This window comes from Pseudomonas plecoglossicida NBRC 103162 = DSM 15088, from assembly GCF_000730665.1.
Classification (GTDB): domain Bacteria; phylum Pseudomonadota; class Gammaproteobacteria; order Pseudomonadales; family Pseudomonadaceae; genus Aquipseudomonas; species Aquipseudomonas plecoglossicida.
In genome coordinates this window covers 214,674-232,459 of record NZ_BBIV01000002.1, presented here as the reverse complement: position 1 = coordinate 232,459, position 17,786 = coordinate 214,674, and the positions used below count along the sequence as shown (strand labels likewise).

The window sequence follows — 17,786 nt, the reverse complement described above, 5'->3', positions numbered from 1 at the left end:
ACCAGCAGTGAGGCGTTTTTTTTGCAGGCCCGGGCGGGCATACTACGCCAGTCTCCATCCTTGGTACGCCAAACCCCATGCTTCGCGCCCTGATCCTACTCGCCCTGTCTTGCCTGCTCGGTCCGGCCTTCGCCGACGAGCGTGTGCAGACCCAGCAACAACTGGACGCCACCCGCCAGGACATCGCCGAGCTCAAGAAGATGCTGGGCAAGCTCCAGGAAGAAAAGGCCGGTGTGCAGAAAGACCTGAAATCCACCGAGACCGACATCGGCAACCTCGAAAAGCAGGTGGAGGCTCTGCAGCAAGAACTAAAAAAGACCGAGGGCGAGCTGGAGCGCCTTGATACCGAGAAAAAAAAACTCCAGAGCGCCCGCAGTGAACAACAGCGACTGATCGCCATCCAGGCCCGTTCCGCTTACCAGAACAATGGCCGCGAGGAATACCTCAAGCTGCTGCTCAACCAGCAGAATCCTGAGAAGTTCGCCCGCACCCTTTCCTACTACGACTATCTGAGCAAGGCGCGCACTGAGCAGCTGCGCGCCTTCAACGAGACGCTGCGCCAGCTGGCCAACGTCGAACAGGACATCGGCCGCCAGCAAGAGCAGCTGTTGAGCCAGCGCGCCGACCTCGACACCCGCCGCCAGGCCCTGGAGGTCGAGCGTGGCAAGCGCCAGCAAGTGCTGGCCAAGCTCAACAGCGATGTGAAGGATCGCGACCAGAAACTGCAGGCTCGCGAACAGGACCAGGCTGACCTGGCCAAGGTGCTCAAGACCATCGAGGAAACCCTGGCTCGTCAGGCCCGCGAAGCCGAGGAAGCGCGCAAGAAAGCCCTGCTCGCCCAGCAGGAAGCCGAAAAGCGCCGCCTGCAGCAGGCCCTGGCCGCCCGCGAAGATGCCGAGCCGCCGAAAAAGGCCCGCACCACCCTCGGCCCGATGGTGTCCGGTGACGGCGCCAGCTATGGCGGTGCATTTTCCGCCGCACGGGGCAAACTTCCCTGGCCAGTCAATGGTCGATTGCTGGCACGCTTCGGCGATGCCCGCGGCAACGATGTGCGTGCCAAGTGGGATGGGGTGATGATCGGCGCCAGCCCCGGCACCCAGGTGCGTGCCGTGCACGGCGGGCGCGTGGTGTTCGCCGACTGGTTGCGTGGTGCCGGACTTCTGGTCATTCTCGACCATGGCAATGGCTTCCTGAGCTTGTACGGCCATAATCAGAGCCTGCTCAAGAGCGCCGGTGACATCGTCAAGGCCGGCGAAGCCATTTCCACCGTTGGCGACAGCGGTGGCCAGGACAGCTCGGGCTTGTACTTCGCCATCCGCCAGCAGGGCCGGCCAACCGACCCTGCGCAGTGGTGCAGAGGTTAGATTCACTTTTTACGGTGCAGCGCCAGGCGCTGCGCCGATGCTCGCCAATGAGCGTCTACAGGATCAGGAGTTCGTTCGACATGCTGCACTCGCCTCGCCTCACCCAGCTGGCCCTGACCATCGCCCTGGTGGTCGGCGCACCCTTGGCCAGCGCCGCCGAGCCGGCGCCCGCCAAGTCTGCCGCCGTGCCGGCCACCGAGGCCACCGCGAAGGCGCCGCTGCCACTGGAAGAGCTGCGCACCTTCGCCGAGGTCATGGACCGCATCAAGGCTGCCTACGTCGAACCGGTAGATGACAAGACCCTGCTGGAAAACGCCATCAAGGGCATGCTCAGCAACCTCGACCCGCACTCGGCCTACCTCGGCCCTGAAGACTTCCAGGAACTGCAGGAGAGCACCAGCGGCGAGTTCGGCGGCCTGGGCATCGAAGTCGGCCAGGAAGACGGTTTCATCAAGGTGGTGTCGCCCATCGATGACACCCCGGCCTCGCGTGCCGGCGTCCAGGCGGGCGACCTGATCGTCAAGATCAACGGCGCGCCGACCCGCGGCCAGAGCATGACCGAAGCCGTGGACAAGATGCGCGGCAAGGTCGGCGAGAAGATCACCCTGACCCTGGTGCGCGACGGCGGCAACCCGTTCGACGTGACCCTCACCCGTGCGGTCATCCAGGTCAAGAGCGTGAAGAGCCAGCTGCTCGAGAACGACTACGGCTACATCCGCATCACCCAGTTCCAGGTCAAGACCGGCGAGGAAGTCGGCAAGGCGCTGGCCAAGATGCGCAAGGACAACGGCAAGAAGCTGCGCGGCGTCGTGCTCGACCTGCGCAACAACCCTGGTGGCGTGCTGCAGTCGGCGGTGGAAGTGGCCGACCACTTCCTGACCAAGGGCCTGATCGTCTACACCAAGGGGCGTATCGCCAACTCCGAACTGCGCTTCTCCGCCGACCCGGCCGATGCCAGTGAAGGCGTGCCACTGGTGGTGCTGATCAACGGTGGCAGCGCCTCGGCTTCGGAAATCGTCGCCGGTGCCCTGCAAGACCAGAAACGCGCCGTGCTGATGGGCACCGACAGCTTCGGCAAAGGCTCGGTGCAGACCGTGCTGCCACTGGCCAACGACCGCGCCCTGAAGCTCACCACGGCGCTGTACTTCACCCCCAACGGCCGCTCGATCCAGGCCCAGGGCATCGTCCCGGACATCGAAGTGCGCCCGGCCAAGCTCACCGCCGAAGCCGACACCGAAAACTTCAAGGAAGCCGACCTGCAAGGCCACCTGGGCAACGGCAACGGCGGCGCCGATCGCCCGACCAGCAGCAGCAAGCGCAAGGAGCGGCCACAGGATGACGACTTCCAGCTGAGCCAGGCGCTGAGCCTGCTCAAGGGCCTGAACATCACCAAGGGCCACTGATACCTGTCATGCGCTTTCTGTTGTTCACGCTGTTCTGCCTGCTGGCTGGCACCGCCCACGCGGCGCCAGCCAAGGCCTACATGAGCATCATCATCGACGACCTGGGTCAAAGCAGCGAGCGGGACAGCCGAACGCTGGCCCTGCCCGGCCCGGTCACGATGGCGATCATGCCCGACACCCCTCACGCAAGCGATTTTGCTCGCCAGGCACACAAGGCCGGCAAGACGGTGATCCTGCACATGCCGATGGACCCGGCCACCGGCCCCTATGCCTGGCACCCCGGCACGCCATTGCCGGAGCTTGCCAAGCGGCTCCAGGCTGCCCTGACAAAGGTCCCCTACGCCGCCGGCGTCAACAACCACATGGGCAGCCGCATGACCGCCCAGCGCGAGCCGATGGCCTGGTTGATGGGCGAATTGCAGCAGCGCCACCTGTTCTTCGTCGACAGCCGCACCAGCGCGGCCACCGTGGCCGCCGCCGAAGCCCAGCGCATCGGCCTGGCGCATGTGTCTCGTGACGTATTTCTCGATGACGTGCGCACGCCCGAGGCGATCGCCGAACAGCTTCACCGAGGCATGGAGCTGGCACACCGCCATGGTTCGGCAGTGTTGATCGGCCACCCCTATCCACAGACATTGGCAGTCCTGGAACAGGCGCTGCCCCGGCTTTCCAGCCAGGGCATCACCCTGATCGGCCTCAAGCAAATGATCGCCGAGCGCAGCAATCTGGCCATGCCTGGCCACGGAAGGGATGGAATCTACAGCAATCGCTGACGCTGCGGACCCGCCGTAGCCTCATCCCAACCCATGGAAGGGAATGATGCCGCTGGCCTGGCCCAGGGTCAGGTTGCCACGGTAGATCCTCAGCACTTCCCCCGATTGAGCCGCCATCATCTGGTCCTTGTAACCTTGCAAGCGCTGGCGCCATAGCTTCAGGTGGCCTTTTTCGAAGTCCGTAGGGGCTGCCTGGGCATCGGAAAAATGGAAATGCGCCGCCCATAACGGCCGGCCTTTGCTGCCAGGCTTGCCCTTCAGGTTGATTTTGTATTCGTCCAGATAACCGTTCGAATCTTGCTGGCGTGGCCCAACGTATTCGACGGTGATCAGGGCTTGCTCATGCAGGAAGCGCAGCCCTCGCGCGCTGGGGTAGGCTGTGCGCGTGTAGAGTTTCTGCAGCAGCTCGACCCGTTTGCGACGCAGTGCCTCAGCGCCGTCGCGCAACTCATTTACGAGCCCTGCCCTTTCGCTGTGAGCGTCGAGCAGCCTGGCGAAATGTTCAAGGTCGCTGATCTGCCCGCTGAGCGTGTCGGTCAGCGCGCCGTCGTCCGCATCTTCATCAGCCATGCTTTCAGCGCGCTCGATAACCTTGCCATTACCCTGCAAGAGTTCTTGGGCAATCACTACGGTTGCCGCATCGCTCTCTGGCAACACATCCTGTGGCTGAACTTCTTCAACCGAAACCTGTTCCACCCATACCCCGTGCTCACGGTAGAACCTGTGGAGGATCTCGCTACCCAGCGGGTCGTGGACCTGCAACTGCGCCTGCCCCTCTACTGTCTTTTCGACACCGATAACGATCTGCCCATCCCGCGTATAGGCCACCTGCAATGCCTTGCGTGCATGCAGCGCGCGTGCCGGGACCAGAATCTGCCCAGAGGTCTGTTCACGCATGGCCGTGACCAGGGCATCCCCCGCCAGCGTTTTCAACTGCTGCACCTGGCGCTGATAGGCCAGTAGCCAATCGACGGCGACCACCTGCTTGCTCAAGCCTTTGAGCCTTTCGACATTGAGCCAGGCAGCGAGGTATTCGTCCCATGCCGCTTGTAATAACTCGATCCTCTGAGCTACCGGCAGATCGAGGTAGAACGACAAGTCGTGCGTGGAAGCCGCCACACGCAAGCGCTTGCCGGCGACCGCGGCGCGAAAGCCGAGGAACTGCTCGTTGCTCACCTTATGCATCTGCAGGCCAAGCTCGGCAAGGTGCATCGCCTGTATGTAGCAAAGTGCCACGGTCGACCTTTGCCTTTTAGGGATGAGTTCATCGAGCGCAATTCTGCTTCCGACATAAGGGATCTGCAGCTGACCATCGCTGAGCGCGATCAAACGGTCGAGCGTCATCGAGGCATCGATCATGGTTGGCAAGTCCTTGACTGCGACCTCGAGCAAGCCTCGCGCGCGCGCAAGCAACGCGGCCTTCTGCGGCTGAGGTGCGGCTTCGTACGCGTCCATTGCCGGCCCAAACTGCCCGAAGCTTCCAAGGCTCACCGTCTCGTCGATGATGATCATTTCATAGGCGATCAGATTCTGTCGCAGTCCTACCAAGGTTTCGCGTTCGCTTTTAGCCCGCGATGGCGTCGGGATGTAGTTGGGGTTGTCGCGCAACGACACCAAGGCCTGCTCAGCGCCGAGGTGATCGCTTTCCAATTGCTTCACCAGTTCCAGCCGCTCACGGCGCTTGCTCAGGATGCGTTCTTCAAGTTGCGCCTGCTTGTCGCGGTAAAGCGTCTGGAGCTTGTCGAAACGCTCGCGCTCGACAGCCTGCAGTGGTGGTTCCTGCTCAAGCAGAGGCTGGAGCTTTCTCAGCGAAGCATGTAGTTCATTCAACTCGCTGGAAAGCGTTTCATAGCCCGCTTCCCGTTGCTTGATGGCCTCTATGTGGCGCTGCAAAGCTTTGAGCGGGCCGGTCACGTGCTGCTCAAGCTTGCGACTCAAACGCTCCCTCGCGCCCCTGCCACTGCCGCCGAACAGCCCGGTCTTGATTCGCCAGACGCCGTGCTCGCCTACCAGTGCCGGGCCGGCATTCCGGTCCCTGTCGATGATGCGCACGTCTTCCTCCTCGATCCCCACTTCGTACACATCGCCTTCCAGCTCCGCATAGAAACGCTCCCCTTGCTGATACAACTTCGCCCCACGGCTTGGGTGCACAGGCACCAGCCCGGCGAGTGAAACCTTCGCGCTGAGTTGGCGCAATCTGCCGCGCTGAGAGGGCGACAGTCCATTGATTCCGCCTACCCCGCGCCATGAAAAGTCCAGCACTGTGTCGGCCTTGGCCTGCAGCTCGTTCAGTGATGCGATTGCACCCGACGCAGGCGCTGGCAGCGGGCGCACGCCCGGGCTGTCGGCGCCTGGCAGTGCATCCAGCCAGGGCTGCAGGGACGGCCCCTTTCCTGCAACAGCGCTTACGGTCGGTACTTGCAGTTGAACCAAAGCCATCAGACTGCTGCTCAGCACATCGATGATCGCCTCAAGCGCTTGCTCACCACCTTCACTCAAGACTTGCACATCGCTGATCACCTGCTCGATACCGGCATACAACCAGATCACCGTTGCCAACGGCCCCGGCAATACAGGGGTGACAATGTGGAACAGGCTCCATGCAAATTTGCCAATCAGCCCCCAGCGTTCCTGGCTGTTACTCACGGCGCTGCGATCGGCGATCTCGAGCAACAACGACTGCCGAGCGTTGAACAGGCACGTGTCCAGCGCCTCGCCCCAATAGTCGAGTTGCAGCACCGCGGGTCCAGGCTTTTCCGAAGGGTTGAACGGGTCGAGGGACAAGTTCGGTAGATGCGGTTCCTCGAACCCACCATTGTCGTAAATCGACCGCATTGACTGGTCAAGCCACACCAGCACCGCATGCTGCAGTCTGCCGGGCTCACGGATGGCGACCAGCAAGGCTTCGGCATCCTCGAACTGGTAGAGGCTGTTCGGCAACAGCGGGCAATACAGCAATAAAGCCGGCACATCACGCAGTTCGATCACATACATGCCGTGCACACACTCGACCTGGTGGGAGGTCAGTGAGCGCTTGAATGCCAAGGGCGCGATCCTGACGTCGGCACCGTCGTCAGCACCCTGCCGGCAGAAGCGCCCGAGCGCGTGATAAGCGGCCTGATCGAGCTGATTGACCACCCGCGCGCGCAGAGCATCGAACAGTAGCGTCAAGCGCCAGTGACCGGCAAAGGTGGCGATGCGCTGCCCGCGTAGCGCTTCGTCATCCAGCAACCCTTTGACATGAAGCGGATAAGTACGGCCGATGTCGATCCGGCTCACCAATTCGCGTACGTAGCGCGTGTTCATCCAACCCATGATCAATTGATTTTCACGGTGCCCGATGTGGGTGATGACACCGTCATTGGTCGCCGTCAGCCGAGCGATGGCCAATTCGGTCAAGGTGATCGTCTTGCTTTCGATCTTTTGACCGATACCCAGGTCATGCAGATCGTTGGCGAACGTATCGATCGTCAGCAGCAGGTCATCGGAAAAATAGTTGGCATCCACCGGATGATCGGCAAGCATCTCTTCGCGCAAACGACGCGAGGCGTAGTCGTGCAGGTCTTCGACAAGCAGCCGGTCGTCACCAGGCTTGAACATCGACTGCAGCACAGTAAGGTCGATCAAGCCCTGGGCAAAGGCTGTTCGTACTTGTTGCTCAGCCATCGTGAGCTTGCTCGGGAAGCGCAAGGGTGGCATTGCCCTGGCCTCGGAGGCAAACGATGCAAAAAACCGTGCGGGCTCGCTGGCCTGGGCATAAAGCTGCTCCAACTGCGCAACCGTAGCTATCCGGCTGCGCCGCAACCGTGCCACATCTGCCAGCAGGCTTTCCAGCAGCAACGCACTCTGCAGCGCGAACGCATCACCATCACCGGCAAACAGGTCCCAGCTCATGCTGTCGAAGACGAAGCGCTGGCCCATCAGCCGCTGCAAGGCGGCCGCCCATTGGTCCAGGGACTCGAAACGGCGGATCTCGCCGGCCGGTGTACAGGCCAGGATCATCCTGCTCACTTCGTCACTGGCAGTGATCAGCAAATCGGGGAGGATCTCGCTATATTTCGTTGGCCCTGCGTACAAATGCACGCGCACGGCCTGCACGGTAATACCCGTCAGCCTGCCCAGCAATACATCCTGCAGGCAGGTGCGTGCGTTGGGCTCGAGGTTGGCGGTGCGCATGCCATCGAACAGGCTTGCACGCAACATCTGCTGCAGCCAGAGGTCCCGGTCGATGTCCTCGCCGCGACCATTCCAGAAGGCAATCTGCGCCTGGTAAAAATGCTCGGGCAGCAATGGCAGCAATTGATTGAGGCTGGCGGCAAGTACCTTCGGTTCGAGAACGACTTCCTCAGCCGGCCCAGCCTTGAAGCTGTAGCCGCCACCATCGACGCTGGAAAAATCCAGCGGCCTGCCATCGAGCATGGCTTGCAGCACGATATCCACCAAGGGCCGTGCAGGTGCGTTCGGCGCATGCAGCAGCAACGCCTCGGCCGAGGTCAATTGAGGCAGATGCCTGACGATCGACGGGTAGCGCGCCCGGATCAGTTTCACAAGTTGCAGGTCGACCACCTGGCGCAACGTCGGGCGGCTGGCGAACATGGCCCGGACACAGCCGCGAATGTCCACCTGCGGGGTGATGGGGTGATTCATGAGTGCAACTCCTCGTGCGTGGAAATGCACAAGGGTGGGGGTATTCGTACTTGCCTGGCGGTATCTATTTCAGTCGGGGTCAGCACAAATGGAATTGAAGGCAGGCCCCGCCTGATACAGGCGGGGCCGCTTTTCGAGTCTTGTCAGGTGAGGGAAATGATGCCCTGTATATCCTCGGCAGTCAGGCGCCCACGGTGCACCCGGTTGCCACTGGCCGCTTCGTACTGCCTGCCCAGATAGCGCTGGCTCCAGAGCTTCAGGTGCGCATACGTGAATGTATCGAGTGTCGAAGCCTGGCCTTCCAGGTGAAAGTGAGCCGCCCAGATGGCGCGCCCGTTTGCGGCGCCAGAGGCGTTGAGGCGGGTAATCCTGAACTCATCGAAAGGACTGCTCGCGACCGATGTGTCTCGCCGGGAGTAGTCGACCTTGATCAATCCTTGGTCGTGCAGGAAGCGCAAACCATGCGCAGTCGGGTAGTGGGTCTTGCTGTACAACTCGGTCAGCAGAAGGACCTGCCGGGCTTGCATGCTGGTGACTGCGGTGTCCAGCAGGTGGATTTGCTGCGCATCCGCGCCGTCCTTGGTCAGGGTCTTCATGGTTTCGCGCAAGCGTCTGATCTGCCGCTGTAACAGACGTTCCAGCACCTGGCCGTTCGCATCATCTCTGACATAGTCTTCGGCGATCGCCAACACGTCCTTGTTATCTTCGAGCAGCGCCTTGATCAGCGTGTCAGCCTCTGTGGCTCCCTGGTACACGGGCTCAGGCAAATCATCCTCACGCTGGACCCATTCGCCATCCTTCAGATCGAAAATCTGCAGGCTCTCCCTGCTGATAGGGTCTTGGACTTCCAGCCCTCCCCGGGCTTGGGTGGCGATCACCAGCAAACCGTCACGGTTGCGAATAGCCCGCTGCGGCGCGCTGCTTCTGGGATAGGGTACCCTCTTGCGGCCATCTTCCAGTCCATCCTCCTCTGCAAGCGCATCTACCAGAAGCCTGCCGGCGTCATCCTTGAGCAATTGAAGGTGCTTGCGGTAGCGCTCGAGCTTGGAAACTTCGACCAACTTGCCTCCTGTGCGCTCCAGGTGCAGCGCGTCGATGATCGCGACCGCGTAGGCGTCCCAGGCCTCCTGGAGGATGCTGATCCGATCGGCCACGCTCAGGTTCGCCATCAGCGACTCACCATGGGCCGTGCCGGCGCTCCTGAGCGCATCGCTGGCAAGCGCTTCCCGATACCTGAGCAACTTAGGGTTGCCGCCGTCCAGGTGCAACGCAAGGTCAGCCAAGTTCATGACATGATGAAAACGCAGGTCGACTGTGGTGAAAAGGCGCCCGGCAATCAACTGACCTACGGTACGAGGAGCGTTTGCCATGCTGATATCGAACGTATCCGGAACTTGCACCAGCACTTGATCCAGCCCGCCCTGGGCAACCAGCATCCGCTCTTGAAGCTCCACGGCGGTTTCAAGCTCACTGCGAAAAGCCCGGTACTGCCCATGCAACTGTGGCGTTACGCCGCCATCGAACTGAGCTGCCAGCTCTCGCATCCGGGGAAAGTTCGCCAGGTATTGCAGGTCTTCGATGATGAATTCGCTGTGACGTATCACACCAGCCATGAGCGTGTCCCACTGTTCCTGCAATGCCCTTTCGAATCCGGCCTTGCGGTAGGTCCCATACTTAGGCTCGAGCATCGACTGCAGGATCTCGCATTGTTCGCGATCCAGGGCTACCAAGCGTTCGGCCTGGGTTACCGCCTGCAGGCGCTTGGCATCCTGCGCGAGATCAAGATCAGCGATGCGCTTTTCGTAGGCGTCCATGATCTTGTCCGAGGCGGCCTTGTCGAACGCTTCATCCTTGTCCTGCTCGGCCTTCAGACGCCTGCCTTGTTCCGCAGCCTTGAGCGCGCCCAGCTGTTCGATCCTGGTTTCCATCTCGATTACCTCACGGCTGAGGGTGGAGAACGTGCCCTGCACTTCTTTAGCCTCAGCGGTCAAGCGGTCCGCACGCACTTCCATCTTCTTGTACTGTTGCTCCAGACGCACCTTGGGCGCCCCTCCCATCAGACGCAGACGGCTGTCGACCCGCCAGGCCCCCTGTTCACGGACAAGCCAAGGTCCCGACTTGCCGGCGGCATCGACTATCTGGACACCTTCCTCCGTTTCATTCACGGCAAACACTTCGCCAAGCAGGGTGATGTACTGCTGCCCGTCCCGCTCATACATACCGGATGGCGAAGGTTCCAGTCCCTCCAGAACGATATTCGAGCGCATCGCCCGCAACGCTTCGCGCTGAAACGGGGCAAGCCAATTGAAGCCTTGATTGCCGCGCCAACTGAAATCGAGTTCGACCTCGCCAGGCAGCTTCAGCGGCCCCGGTATCCCCACCTTGCCTTGCACCGGCTCGACCCAAGCGGAGGCAAAGCCACCGTCCTGGGCGAGCGGCCCATCGAAGGCGGCAGCGCGAGGCAATGCCTGTCCCTGAGCGCTTGTCACACCAGGCACATGCGCATGCAGCAGCGTCATGCCCAGGTTGACAATCAGATCGACAATGGCTGCCTCCCGCTCGAACTCACTGCCATGCGTCACACCCTCGCTCTGCAAGCTTTTTTCCACCTGCACCAGCCATGCGGCTGCGGCAATCGGGCCTCTTGCCAACAGCGAGACCGTGTTGAACAACAGCCAGGCACCTTTGCCGAGAATGGCCCAGCGACTCTCGGCATTCGATGTACTCTGCCGGTCAGCCAGTTCGATCAACAGATCCCGATTTGCCCCATACAGGCGCTCGTCCGTTTGCTTCAGCCACAGCTGCAGGTCGAGCTGCGCGGGTTCAGGCTTGTCAGGTATCTGATACGGATCCAGACCGATCTGGATGATATGAGGTTCAGCGAAACCACCATGGTCATACACCGAACGCACCCCTGTATCCATCCAGGTCAGAATGCTCTCCTGCAGGGCGCCAGGTAGGCGGATCGCTGCTATCGCGTCATCGAAACTGGAAAACTGCCGCAAAGGATCTGTCGGATAGAGAGGGCGATACAACAACACGACTGAAGGTTCCGTTGAAAACAAAAGGTACATCCCTTGGACCAGGTCATGCCGGGTACTTGTCGACGAGCGCTTGAAAGAAAGCGGTAACAGCCCACCGTCCTGTGGTGCCGCGAAGTTGCCTTTGCACAGGTCAACCACACATTGCAGACCGGCTTCGGTGATCTTCCTGTCGAGCTTCGCCTGCAAGGCGCTGAAACGTAGCGACTGTCGCCATTCCCGGGCAAAGAGCCGGCAGCGCTCGACGCGCCCCTGCGGATCATCGAAGGCATCAGCGACGTAGCGTGGGTAACGGCCACCGATATCGATCCGACTCACCAATGCCTTGATGTATTTGGCATCCAGCCAAGGCATGATCAACTGATCCTTGGAATGGCTGATACGCGTGATGATTTCACCATCAAGGGCGCTCAGGTTGGCGATCGCGAATTCGGTCAAGGTTTTCGTGCCTGTCGACACCAACGGCTCACCGCCACCGGTTCCGGTGCCGGCGCCACCCGGAATGCCCTGGGCGATATCGAGGTGCACGATCACGTCGTCGGGAAGATAGTTGGCCTCTGTCGGATAATCCTTCAACAATTGCTCGCGTAGCGCTTGGCGGGCATAGCTGTGCAGGTCAAGGATGCCGTCTAGCGCAGACTTACCGCCTGCATCAGCCTGATCCAGCGCCAAATCGAGTAGCGCATCCTGATAGGAAAAACTGTCGATCGGCTTGGCCGCGCCAATCCCGGGCGGCACGATTTGCCTGGCAGAGGGTTCAATGAAGTAGCCGGCGATCCACCATTGGGCAGGGTCGCTCAAGGTGTCGTACATCCCCTCGAACGCCTCGAGCGTCAGCCCCTTCAGGCGCAGCTGGCCAATCCGTTCGAGCATACCGTCAAGCAACAATGCGACCCACTGGGAGAAAGCATTGCCTTCCAGTTCGTATCGCTCCCAGCTCATGGCACTGAAATGGTAGCGAAGGGCAAGCTGATCACGTAACGCGCCGGCAAAATCATCCATGGAATCGAAAGCCAGGATCTGGCTGGAGGGCGAGCACCACAGAATGACTCCACGCTCGTCCCATTCGCCGGTCACCAGCAATCCAGACTGTGCCTCGGTAAACACCTGCTCGCCCCAGCTCAGCGTCGCCTGCACCACGAACACTGAAGGCTGGTCGCTGCCGCCACGGAGCAGCCCGCGAATGCAAGCTTGCTGTTGTTCGTCCAGGCTTTGCAAAGGCATGTTGCTGATCATGGCCATCTTCATCAGAAGTTGCAGCCATTGATCACGGCTCTTGCCGCTCGAACGCGACTGACCACGCCAATAGTTCACCTGAGCCTGATAGTAATGGCCTGGCAGTTGCGCGATCAGTCTGTTCAGCGCGGGCGAAACGCCCGTCAGCGAGCGCGTGTCCAGCTCGCTGTGCGAGCCGGCGAAACGGTGGGTGCTGACCAAGCCAAGGTTGTGGCTGCGCCCACCGCTGGTTTCCAGATCGAGAGGCATGCCTTCGAGCATCGCCTGCAGCACCACCTCCACCAACGGCGCGGTAGCCCAGTGGTCGGTACCCGCTACCGGGCTGTCCAGGATCAACGGATCCGCCGTTGTGAGCCTAGGCTCCACGAATGAAAGCCAAGACAGTTCCTTGATCAGCACCGACAGGAGCTGCTCGCTCACAACTTGACGCAACGTCGGTCGGTCAGCGAACTGCGCTGCGACGTCATACTTGAAATCGAGAATGGGGGTAGTGGGGTTTGCCATGGCACGCATCCGCTTGTTGACGAATGCGCACCATGTATTTGCCGCTCCCCCCACGGGTGTTAAACACTTATGCCATCAGCGACCGTAGTCATGGACCGATGCGGCAGCGCCCTGGCTCCAGGTCAGCTGTAAACGCGACCCAGCAACTGCCGGTGGCTTTCGAACTGGTCGAGCACGTCACGCACGATCTGCTCAGGCGCAAAGCCCATCAGGTCGTATTCCTGGCTACCATCGTGCAGGTACACCTCGGCACGGTAGAAGCGCTGGCGCACTTCGGGCTCGCCCTCGACCGGCGCCTCGCTCGGCGCGGCCATGTAGCCATCCAGGCTCACTTCGTAGACGAAGGGGTTGCCCTCTTCCATCATCACCCGCAGGCCCATCATGTTGCGCGACTGGCCAACGCGGCTTTCCACCTCGAAGCCCAGGGTCTGCAATTGCGCGGCAGCTTCTTTCAGCGCCGGGCTGACGTGCCTGTCCATGAAGCGCTGGACCACGGCCTGGGTCGGCTGCAGTTCCAGCTGGCTGAGGCGTTCGCTGAAGCCGCGGCGGCCACGGGCGGCCAGTTCGGCGCGCTCGCCTTCCACCGCCACGTCCTGCTTCATGGCCTTGTACAAGCCGAACATGAACAGCACCAGCACCACCGAGAACGGCAGGCCGGCCAGCACCACCATGGTCTGCATGGCTTCGAAGTTACCGGCGAACAGCAGGCCGATGGTGACCAGGGTGATGACCACCGACCAGAACACCACCATCCAGTGCGGGGCATCTTCGTCGACCTTGCCGCCTTTGCACGACAGGTTGGCCATCATCACAGCGCCCGAGTCGGCCGGGGTGAGGAACAGCACGAAGCCGACGAACACCGCCACACCGATCACGATCTTGGCCGCCGGGAAGTATTCCAGCAGCTGGTAGATCGACATCGACGGTTGTTCCAGCGCGGTCTTGCCCAGCTCCACGGCGCCCTGGTTGATCACCAGGTCCAGCGCGGTGTTGCCGAAGATCGACAGCCAGGCCAAGGTGAAGCCCAGCGGGATCAGCAGCACGCCGCTGACCAACTGGCGCACGGTGCGGCCCTTGGAGATACGGGCAATGAACATGCCGACGAACGGGCCCCAGGAAATCCACCACGCCCAGTAGAACACGGTCCACAGGCCCAGCCAGCGCTCGGACTTGCCGGCCTCGCCCTCATACACGTAGAGGTCGAAGGTCTTCAGCACGATGCCGTTGAGGTAGTCGCCGACGTTCTGCACGAAGCCGTTGAGCAGGTGCAGGGTCTCGCCGCCCAGCAGGACGAAGATCAGCAGGCCGCTGAACAGCATGATGTTCAGGTTGGACAGACGGCGGATGCCGTTTTCCACGCCCGACACCGCAGCCACGGTGGCCACGCCGGCCATGACCAGGATCACCACCAGCAGGTTGGTCTTGCTGTGGTCCATGCCGAACAGATACTCGAGGCCCGAGGACACCTGCATCGAGCCGATCCCCAGGTTGGTCACCAGGCCCAGCAGGGTGACGAACATGCCGAAGATGTCCACGGCATTGCCCGCGGCACCCTTGACCCAGCGCTCGCCGACCAGCGGGTACAGCGCCGAGCGCAGTGCCAGCGGCTGGTTGTGGCGGTAGGCGAAGTAACCCACGGCCAGGCCGACCAGGGCGTAGATCGCCCAGCCGTGCAGGCCCCAGTGCAGGAAGGTCAGCTGCAGGCCCTGGCGCGCAGCCTCGAGGCTGGCTGGGGAACCTTGCGGCGGGTTGAAGTAGTGGTCCAGCGGCTCGGACGCGCCGAAGTACAGCAGCGAAATGCCGATCCCGGAGGAGAACAGCATGCCGGCCCAGGCGCCGTAGCTGAAGTCAGGCTGGTCATCCTTGCCGCCAAGCTTGAGCTTGCCGTAGTCGGAGAAGGCCAGGTAGACGACGAACACCAGGTAACCGCAGATCACCAGCATGTAGTACCAGCCGAAGGTGCGCGTCAGCCACTTCTGGGCCACGCCCAGCACTTGGCCGGCGGTTTCGGGTACAGCGATCAGCAAGGCAGTCAGAACGAGGATCATCAGCGCGGAGGTGAGGAACACCACGCGGTTGACCCGTACCCTCTCGGCGGGGGGTTTGGTAAGGGAGGCAGAACTCATTGCACGAATGCTCCGGGCAGTACGGCTTTGGAGGCTAATCAGTCTTGTCCCGAGCAATTGGTGCAATAGCCCCACTGCTACAGGTGTTATAAAAGCACCCTGGAAACCGTGATCCCGAATCGAAACGTTGCAAGAATCCAGACAGGTGGTCTGCAGGCCAGCGCAAAAACCGTTCATGGTGCGCGCATTCGCCACAGAGCACCCCGCCCGCTCCAAGGGCCTGCCGCAGGGTCGGTGACCGTTCGGCAGAATCTGTATTTCGCATCGCTCTAGCCCGTCAACGCCTTGTATTCCGGGGGTTAGCACGATTTCCTGGGGTGTCGATTCGTGCTCGAAAAACAGCCTGAAAACTGTCAATGGCACAAATTGTCGCAGAGCTTATTCTTTATTGATTGAACGTTCAATCAAAACAAAATAGACTGGCCTTCGCCGAGTCAGCCGCCCGTCGTCTGCTCACAGGCCTGAGGAGATAGCAAGATGCCCAAGGTCGGTATGCAACCCATCCGCCGCCAGCAGTTGATCGAAGCCACATTGCAGGCGGTCGATCAGGTCGGACTGGGGGACGCCAGCATTGCGCTGATTGCCCGTTTGGCCGGGGTGTCGAACGGCATCATCAGTCACTACTTTCGGGACAAGAACGGCCTGATCGCAGCGACGATGGGTTACATCATGAGCATGCTCAACGAAGGCGTGAGGGCGCGTCGTCAGGCGCTGACCGACGACAGTCCGCGAGCCCACCTGAAAGTGATCATCGAGGGCAACTTCGATGCCAGCCAGGTGAATGGCCCGGCAATGAAAACCTGGTTGGCCTTCTGGGCTTCCAGCATGCACCAGCCCGATTTGCACAGGTTGCAGCGGATCAACGACCACCGCCTGTATTCCAACCTGTGCTGCCAGTTCCGCCGCGTCCTGCCGCATTACCATGCGCGCAAGGCAGCCCGCGGCCTGGCGGCCCTGATCGACGGCTTGTGGCTGCGTGGAGCGTTGTCGGGCGATGCGTTCGACACCGACCAGGCGATACGGATTGCTTACGAATACATGGATCTACAACTGGCTAAGCAGCACACCCTGGCAACAGACGACCAGGCTGCTGAACAATCGCGCACGGCGCTTGCCAACTCGGCAGGAACGTGACGCGCAAGCCAATCACACACTGCACTTGCGAGGACACTATGGCCCGTTTCGGAACGCAAAAACTCTACATTGATGGCGCTTACGTCGACGCTGGCACCGACGCCACCTTCGAAGCCATCAACCCGGCCACCGGCGAAGTCCTCGCCCACGTGCAACGCGCTACCCAGGCCGATGTCGAGAAAGCCGTCGAAAGCGCCGAGCGCGGCCAGAAGGTCTGGGCTGCGATGACCGCCATGCAGCGTTCGCGCATCCTGCGCCGCGCCGTCGACATCCTGCGCGAGCGCAACGACGAGCTGGCCATGCTGGAAACCCTGGACACCGGCAAGTCGTACTCGGAAACCCGCTACGTCGACATCGTCACCGGCGCCGACGTGCTGGAATACTACGCAGGCCTGGTGCCGGCCATCGAAGGCGAGCAGATCCCGCTGCGTGAATCCTCCTTCGTCTACACCCGTCGCGAGCCGCTGGGCGTGACCGTCGGTATTGGCGCGTGGAACTACCCGATCCAGATCGCCCTGTGGAAATCCGCCCCGGCCCTGGCCGCCGGCAACGCGATGATCTTCAAGCCTTCGGAAGTCACCTCGCTGACCACCCTGAAACTGGCCGAGATCTACACCGAAGCCGGCCTGCCGAACGGGGTGTTCAACGTCCTGACCGGCAGCGGCCGCGAAGTCGGCACCTGGCTGACCGAGCACCCGCGCATCGAGAAAGTCTCCTTCACCGGCGGCACCACCACCGGCAAGAAAGTCATGGCCAGCGCCTCCAGCTCCTCGCTGAAGGAAGTGACCATGGAACTGGGCGGCAAGTCGCCACTGATCATCTGCGCCGACGCCGACCTGGACAAGGCCGCCGACATCGCCATGATGGCCAACTTCTACAGCTCCGGTCAGGTCTGCACCAACGGCACCCGCGTGTTCATCCCGGTCGAGATGAAAGCCGCCTTCGAAGCCAAGATCGCCGAGCGCGTTGCCCGCATCCGCGTTGGCAACCCGGAAGACGAGAACACCAACTTCGGCCCGCTGGTCAGCTTCCAGCACATGGAAAGCGTGCTCGGCTACATCGCCAAGGGCAAGCAAGAAGGTGCTCGCGTGCTGTGCGGCGGCGAACGCCTGACCGCCGGTGACTTCGCCAACGGCGCCTTCGTGGCCCCGACCGTGTTCACCGACTGCAGCGACGACATGACCATCGTCAAGGAAGAGATCTTCGGCCCGGTGATGAGCATCCTCACCTACGAGACCGAAGAAGAAGTCATCCGCCGAGCCAACGATACCGACTACGGCCTGGCCGCCGGTGTCTGCACCAACGACATCACCCGCGCCCACCGCATCATCCACAAGCTCGAAGCCGGTATCTGCTGGATCAACGCCTGGGGCGAATCGCCGGCCGAAATGCCGGTCGGCGGCTACAAGCAGTCGGGCGTCGGCCGTGAGAACGGCGTCAGCTCGCTGGCTCAATACACTCGCATCAAGTCGGTCCAGGTCGAGCTGGGCGGCTACAACTCGGTCTTCTGACCGATAGCTTCAAGCCGCTAGCTGCAAGCTGCAAGAGAGAGCCGGTC

At 61.5% G+C, this 17,786-nt stretch carries 8 protein-coding genes; 5 read left to right on the top strand and 3 right to left on the bottom strand.

What is annotated here, in order from left to right:
- Positions 1-77 precede the first annotated feature (77 nt).
- From PPL01S_RS01120 to PPL01S_RS01110, 3 genes are all read left to right on the top strand, one after another.
- A complete protein-coding gene (locus PPL01S_RS01120) occupies positions 78-1,364 on the top strand; it encodes a murein hydrolase activator EnvC family protein (protein WP_016395407.1) in 1,287 nt (428 codons plus the stop codon).
- 80 nt (positions 1,365-1,444) lie between these two features.
- Positions 1,445-2,767 (top strand): S41 family peptidase, encoded by a 1,323-nt coding sequence (locus PPL01S_RS01115; RefSeq protein ID WP_016395408.1) that lies wholly within the window; start codon positions 1,445-1,447, stop codon positions 2,765-2,767.
- A gap of 8 nt (positions 2,768-2,775) precedes the next feature.
- Entirely contained in the window at positions 2,776-3,540 is a 765-nt protein-coding gene (locus PPL01S_RS01110) for a divergent polysaccharide deacetylase family protein (RefSeq protein WP_016395409.1), read from the top strand.
- A 21-nt stretch (positions 3,541-3,561) separates the two neighbouring features.
- On the opposite strand, the gene PPL01S_RS01105 is transcribed toward PPL01S_RS01110, so the two are convergent.
- The 3 genes from PPL01S_RS01105 to PPL01S_RS01095 form a co-directional block, all read right to left on the bottom strand.
- Positions 3,562-8,136, bottom strand: coding sequence for a dermonecrotic toxin domain-containing protein (locus PPL01S_RS01105; RefSeq protein ID WP_248694060.1), 4,575 nt, complete (start codon positions 8,134-8,136; stop codon positions 3,562-3,564).
- A gap of 194 nt (positions 8,137-8,330) precedes the next feature.
- On the bottom strand, positions 8,331-12,968 hold the full coding sequence (locus PPL01S_RS01100) for a dermonecrotic toxin domain-containing protein (RefSeq protein WP_028625085.1): 4,638 nt from the start codon (positions 12,966-12,968) through the stop codon (positions 8,331-8,333).
- A 122-nt stretch (positions 12,969-13,090) separates the two neighbouring features.
- A complete protein-coding gene (locus tag PPL01S_RS01095; RefSeq protein ID WP_016395412.1) occupies positions 13,091-15,094 on the bottom strand; it encodes a BCCT family transporter in 2,004 nt (667 codons plus the stop codon).
- 477 nt (positions 15,095-15,571) lie between these two features.
- Between PPL01S_RS01095 and betI the strand changes: the two genes are divergently transcribed.
- Both betI and betB read left to right on the top strand, forming a co-directional pair.
- Complete coding sequence (gene betI / locus PPL01S_RS01090) at positions 15,572-16,228, top strand: transcriptional regulator BetI (RefSeq protein WP_028625084.1); 657 nt, start codon at positions 15,572-15,574, stop codon at positions 16,226-16,228.
- 38 nt (positions 16,229-16,266) lie between these two features.
- On the top strand, positions 16,267-17,739 hold the full coding sequence (gene betB / locus PPL01S_RS01085) for a betaine-aldehyde dehydrogenase (RefSeq protein WP_016395414.1): 1,473 nt from the start codon (positions 16,267-16,269) through the stop codon (positions 17,737-17,739).
- Positions 17,740-17,786 lie beyond the last annotated feature (47 nt).

What these genes read in the sequence shown, in the direction of transcription:
- PPL01S_RS01120 (WP_016395407.1), top strand. Translation starts at nt 78, where the DNA reads ATGCTTCGCGCCCTGATCCTACTCGCCCTGTCTTGCCTGCTCGGTCCG.
- PPL01S_RS01115 (WP_016395408.1), top strand. Translation starts at nt 1,445, where the DNA reads ATGCTGCACTCGCCTCGCCTCACCCAGCTGGCCCTGACCATCGCCCTG.
- PPL01S_RS01110 (WP_016395409.1), top strand. Translation starts at nt 2,776, where the DNA reads ATGCGCTTTCTGTTGTTCACGCTGTTCTGCCTGCTGGCTGGCACCGCC.
- PPL01S_RS01105 (WP_248694060.1), bottom strand. Translation starts at nt 8,136, where the DNA reads ATGTTCGCCAGCCGCCCGACGTTGCGCCAGGTGGTCGACCTGCAACTT.
- PPL01S_RS01100 (WP_028625085.1), bottom strand. Translation starts at nt 12,968, where the DNA reads ATGGCAAACCCCACTACCCCCATTCTCGATTTCAAGTATGACGTCGCA.
- PPL01S_RS01095 (WP_016395412.1), bottom strand. Translation starts at nt 15,094, where the DNA reads ATGAGTTCTGCCTCCCTTACCAAACCCCCCGCCGAGAGGGTACGGGTC.
- betI (WP_028625084.1), top strand. Translation starts at nt 15,572, where the DNA reads ATGCCCAAGGTCGGTATGCAACCCATCCGCCGCCAGCAGTTGATCGAA.
- betB (WP_016395414.1), top strand. Translation starts at nt 16,267, where the DNA reads ATGGCCCGTTTCGGAACGCAAAAACTCTACATTGATGGCGCTTACGTC.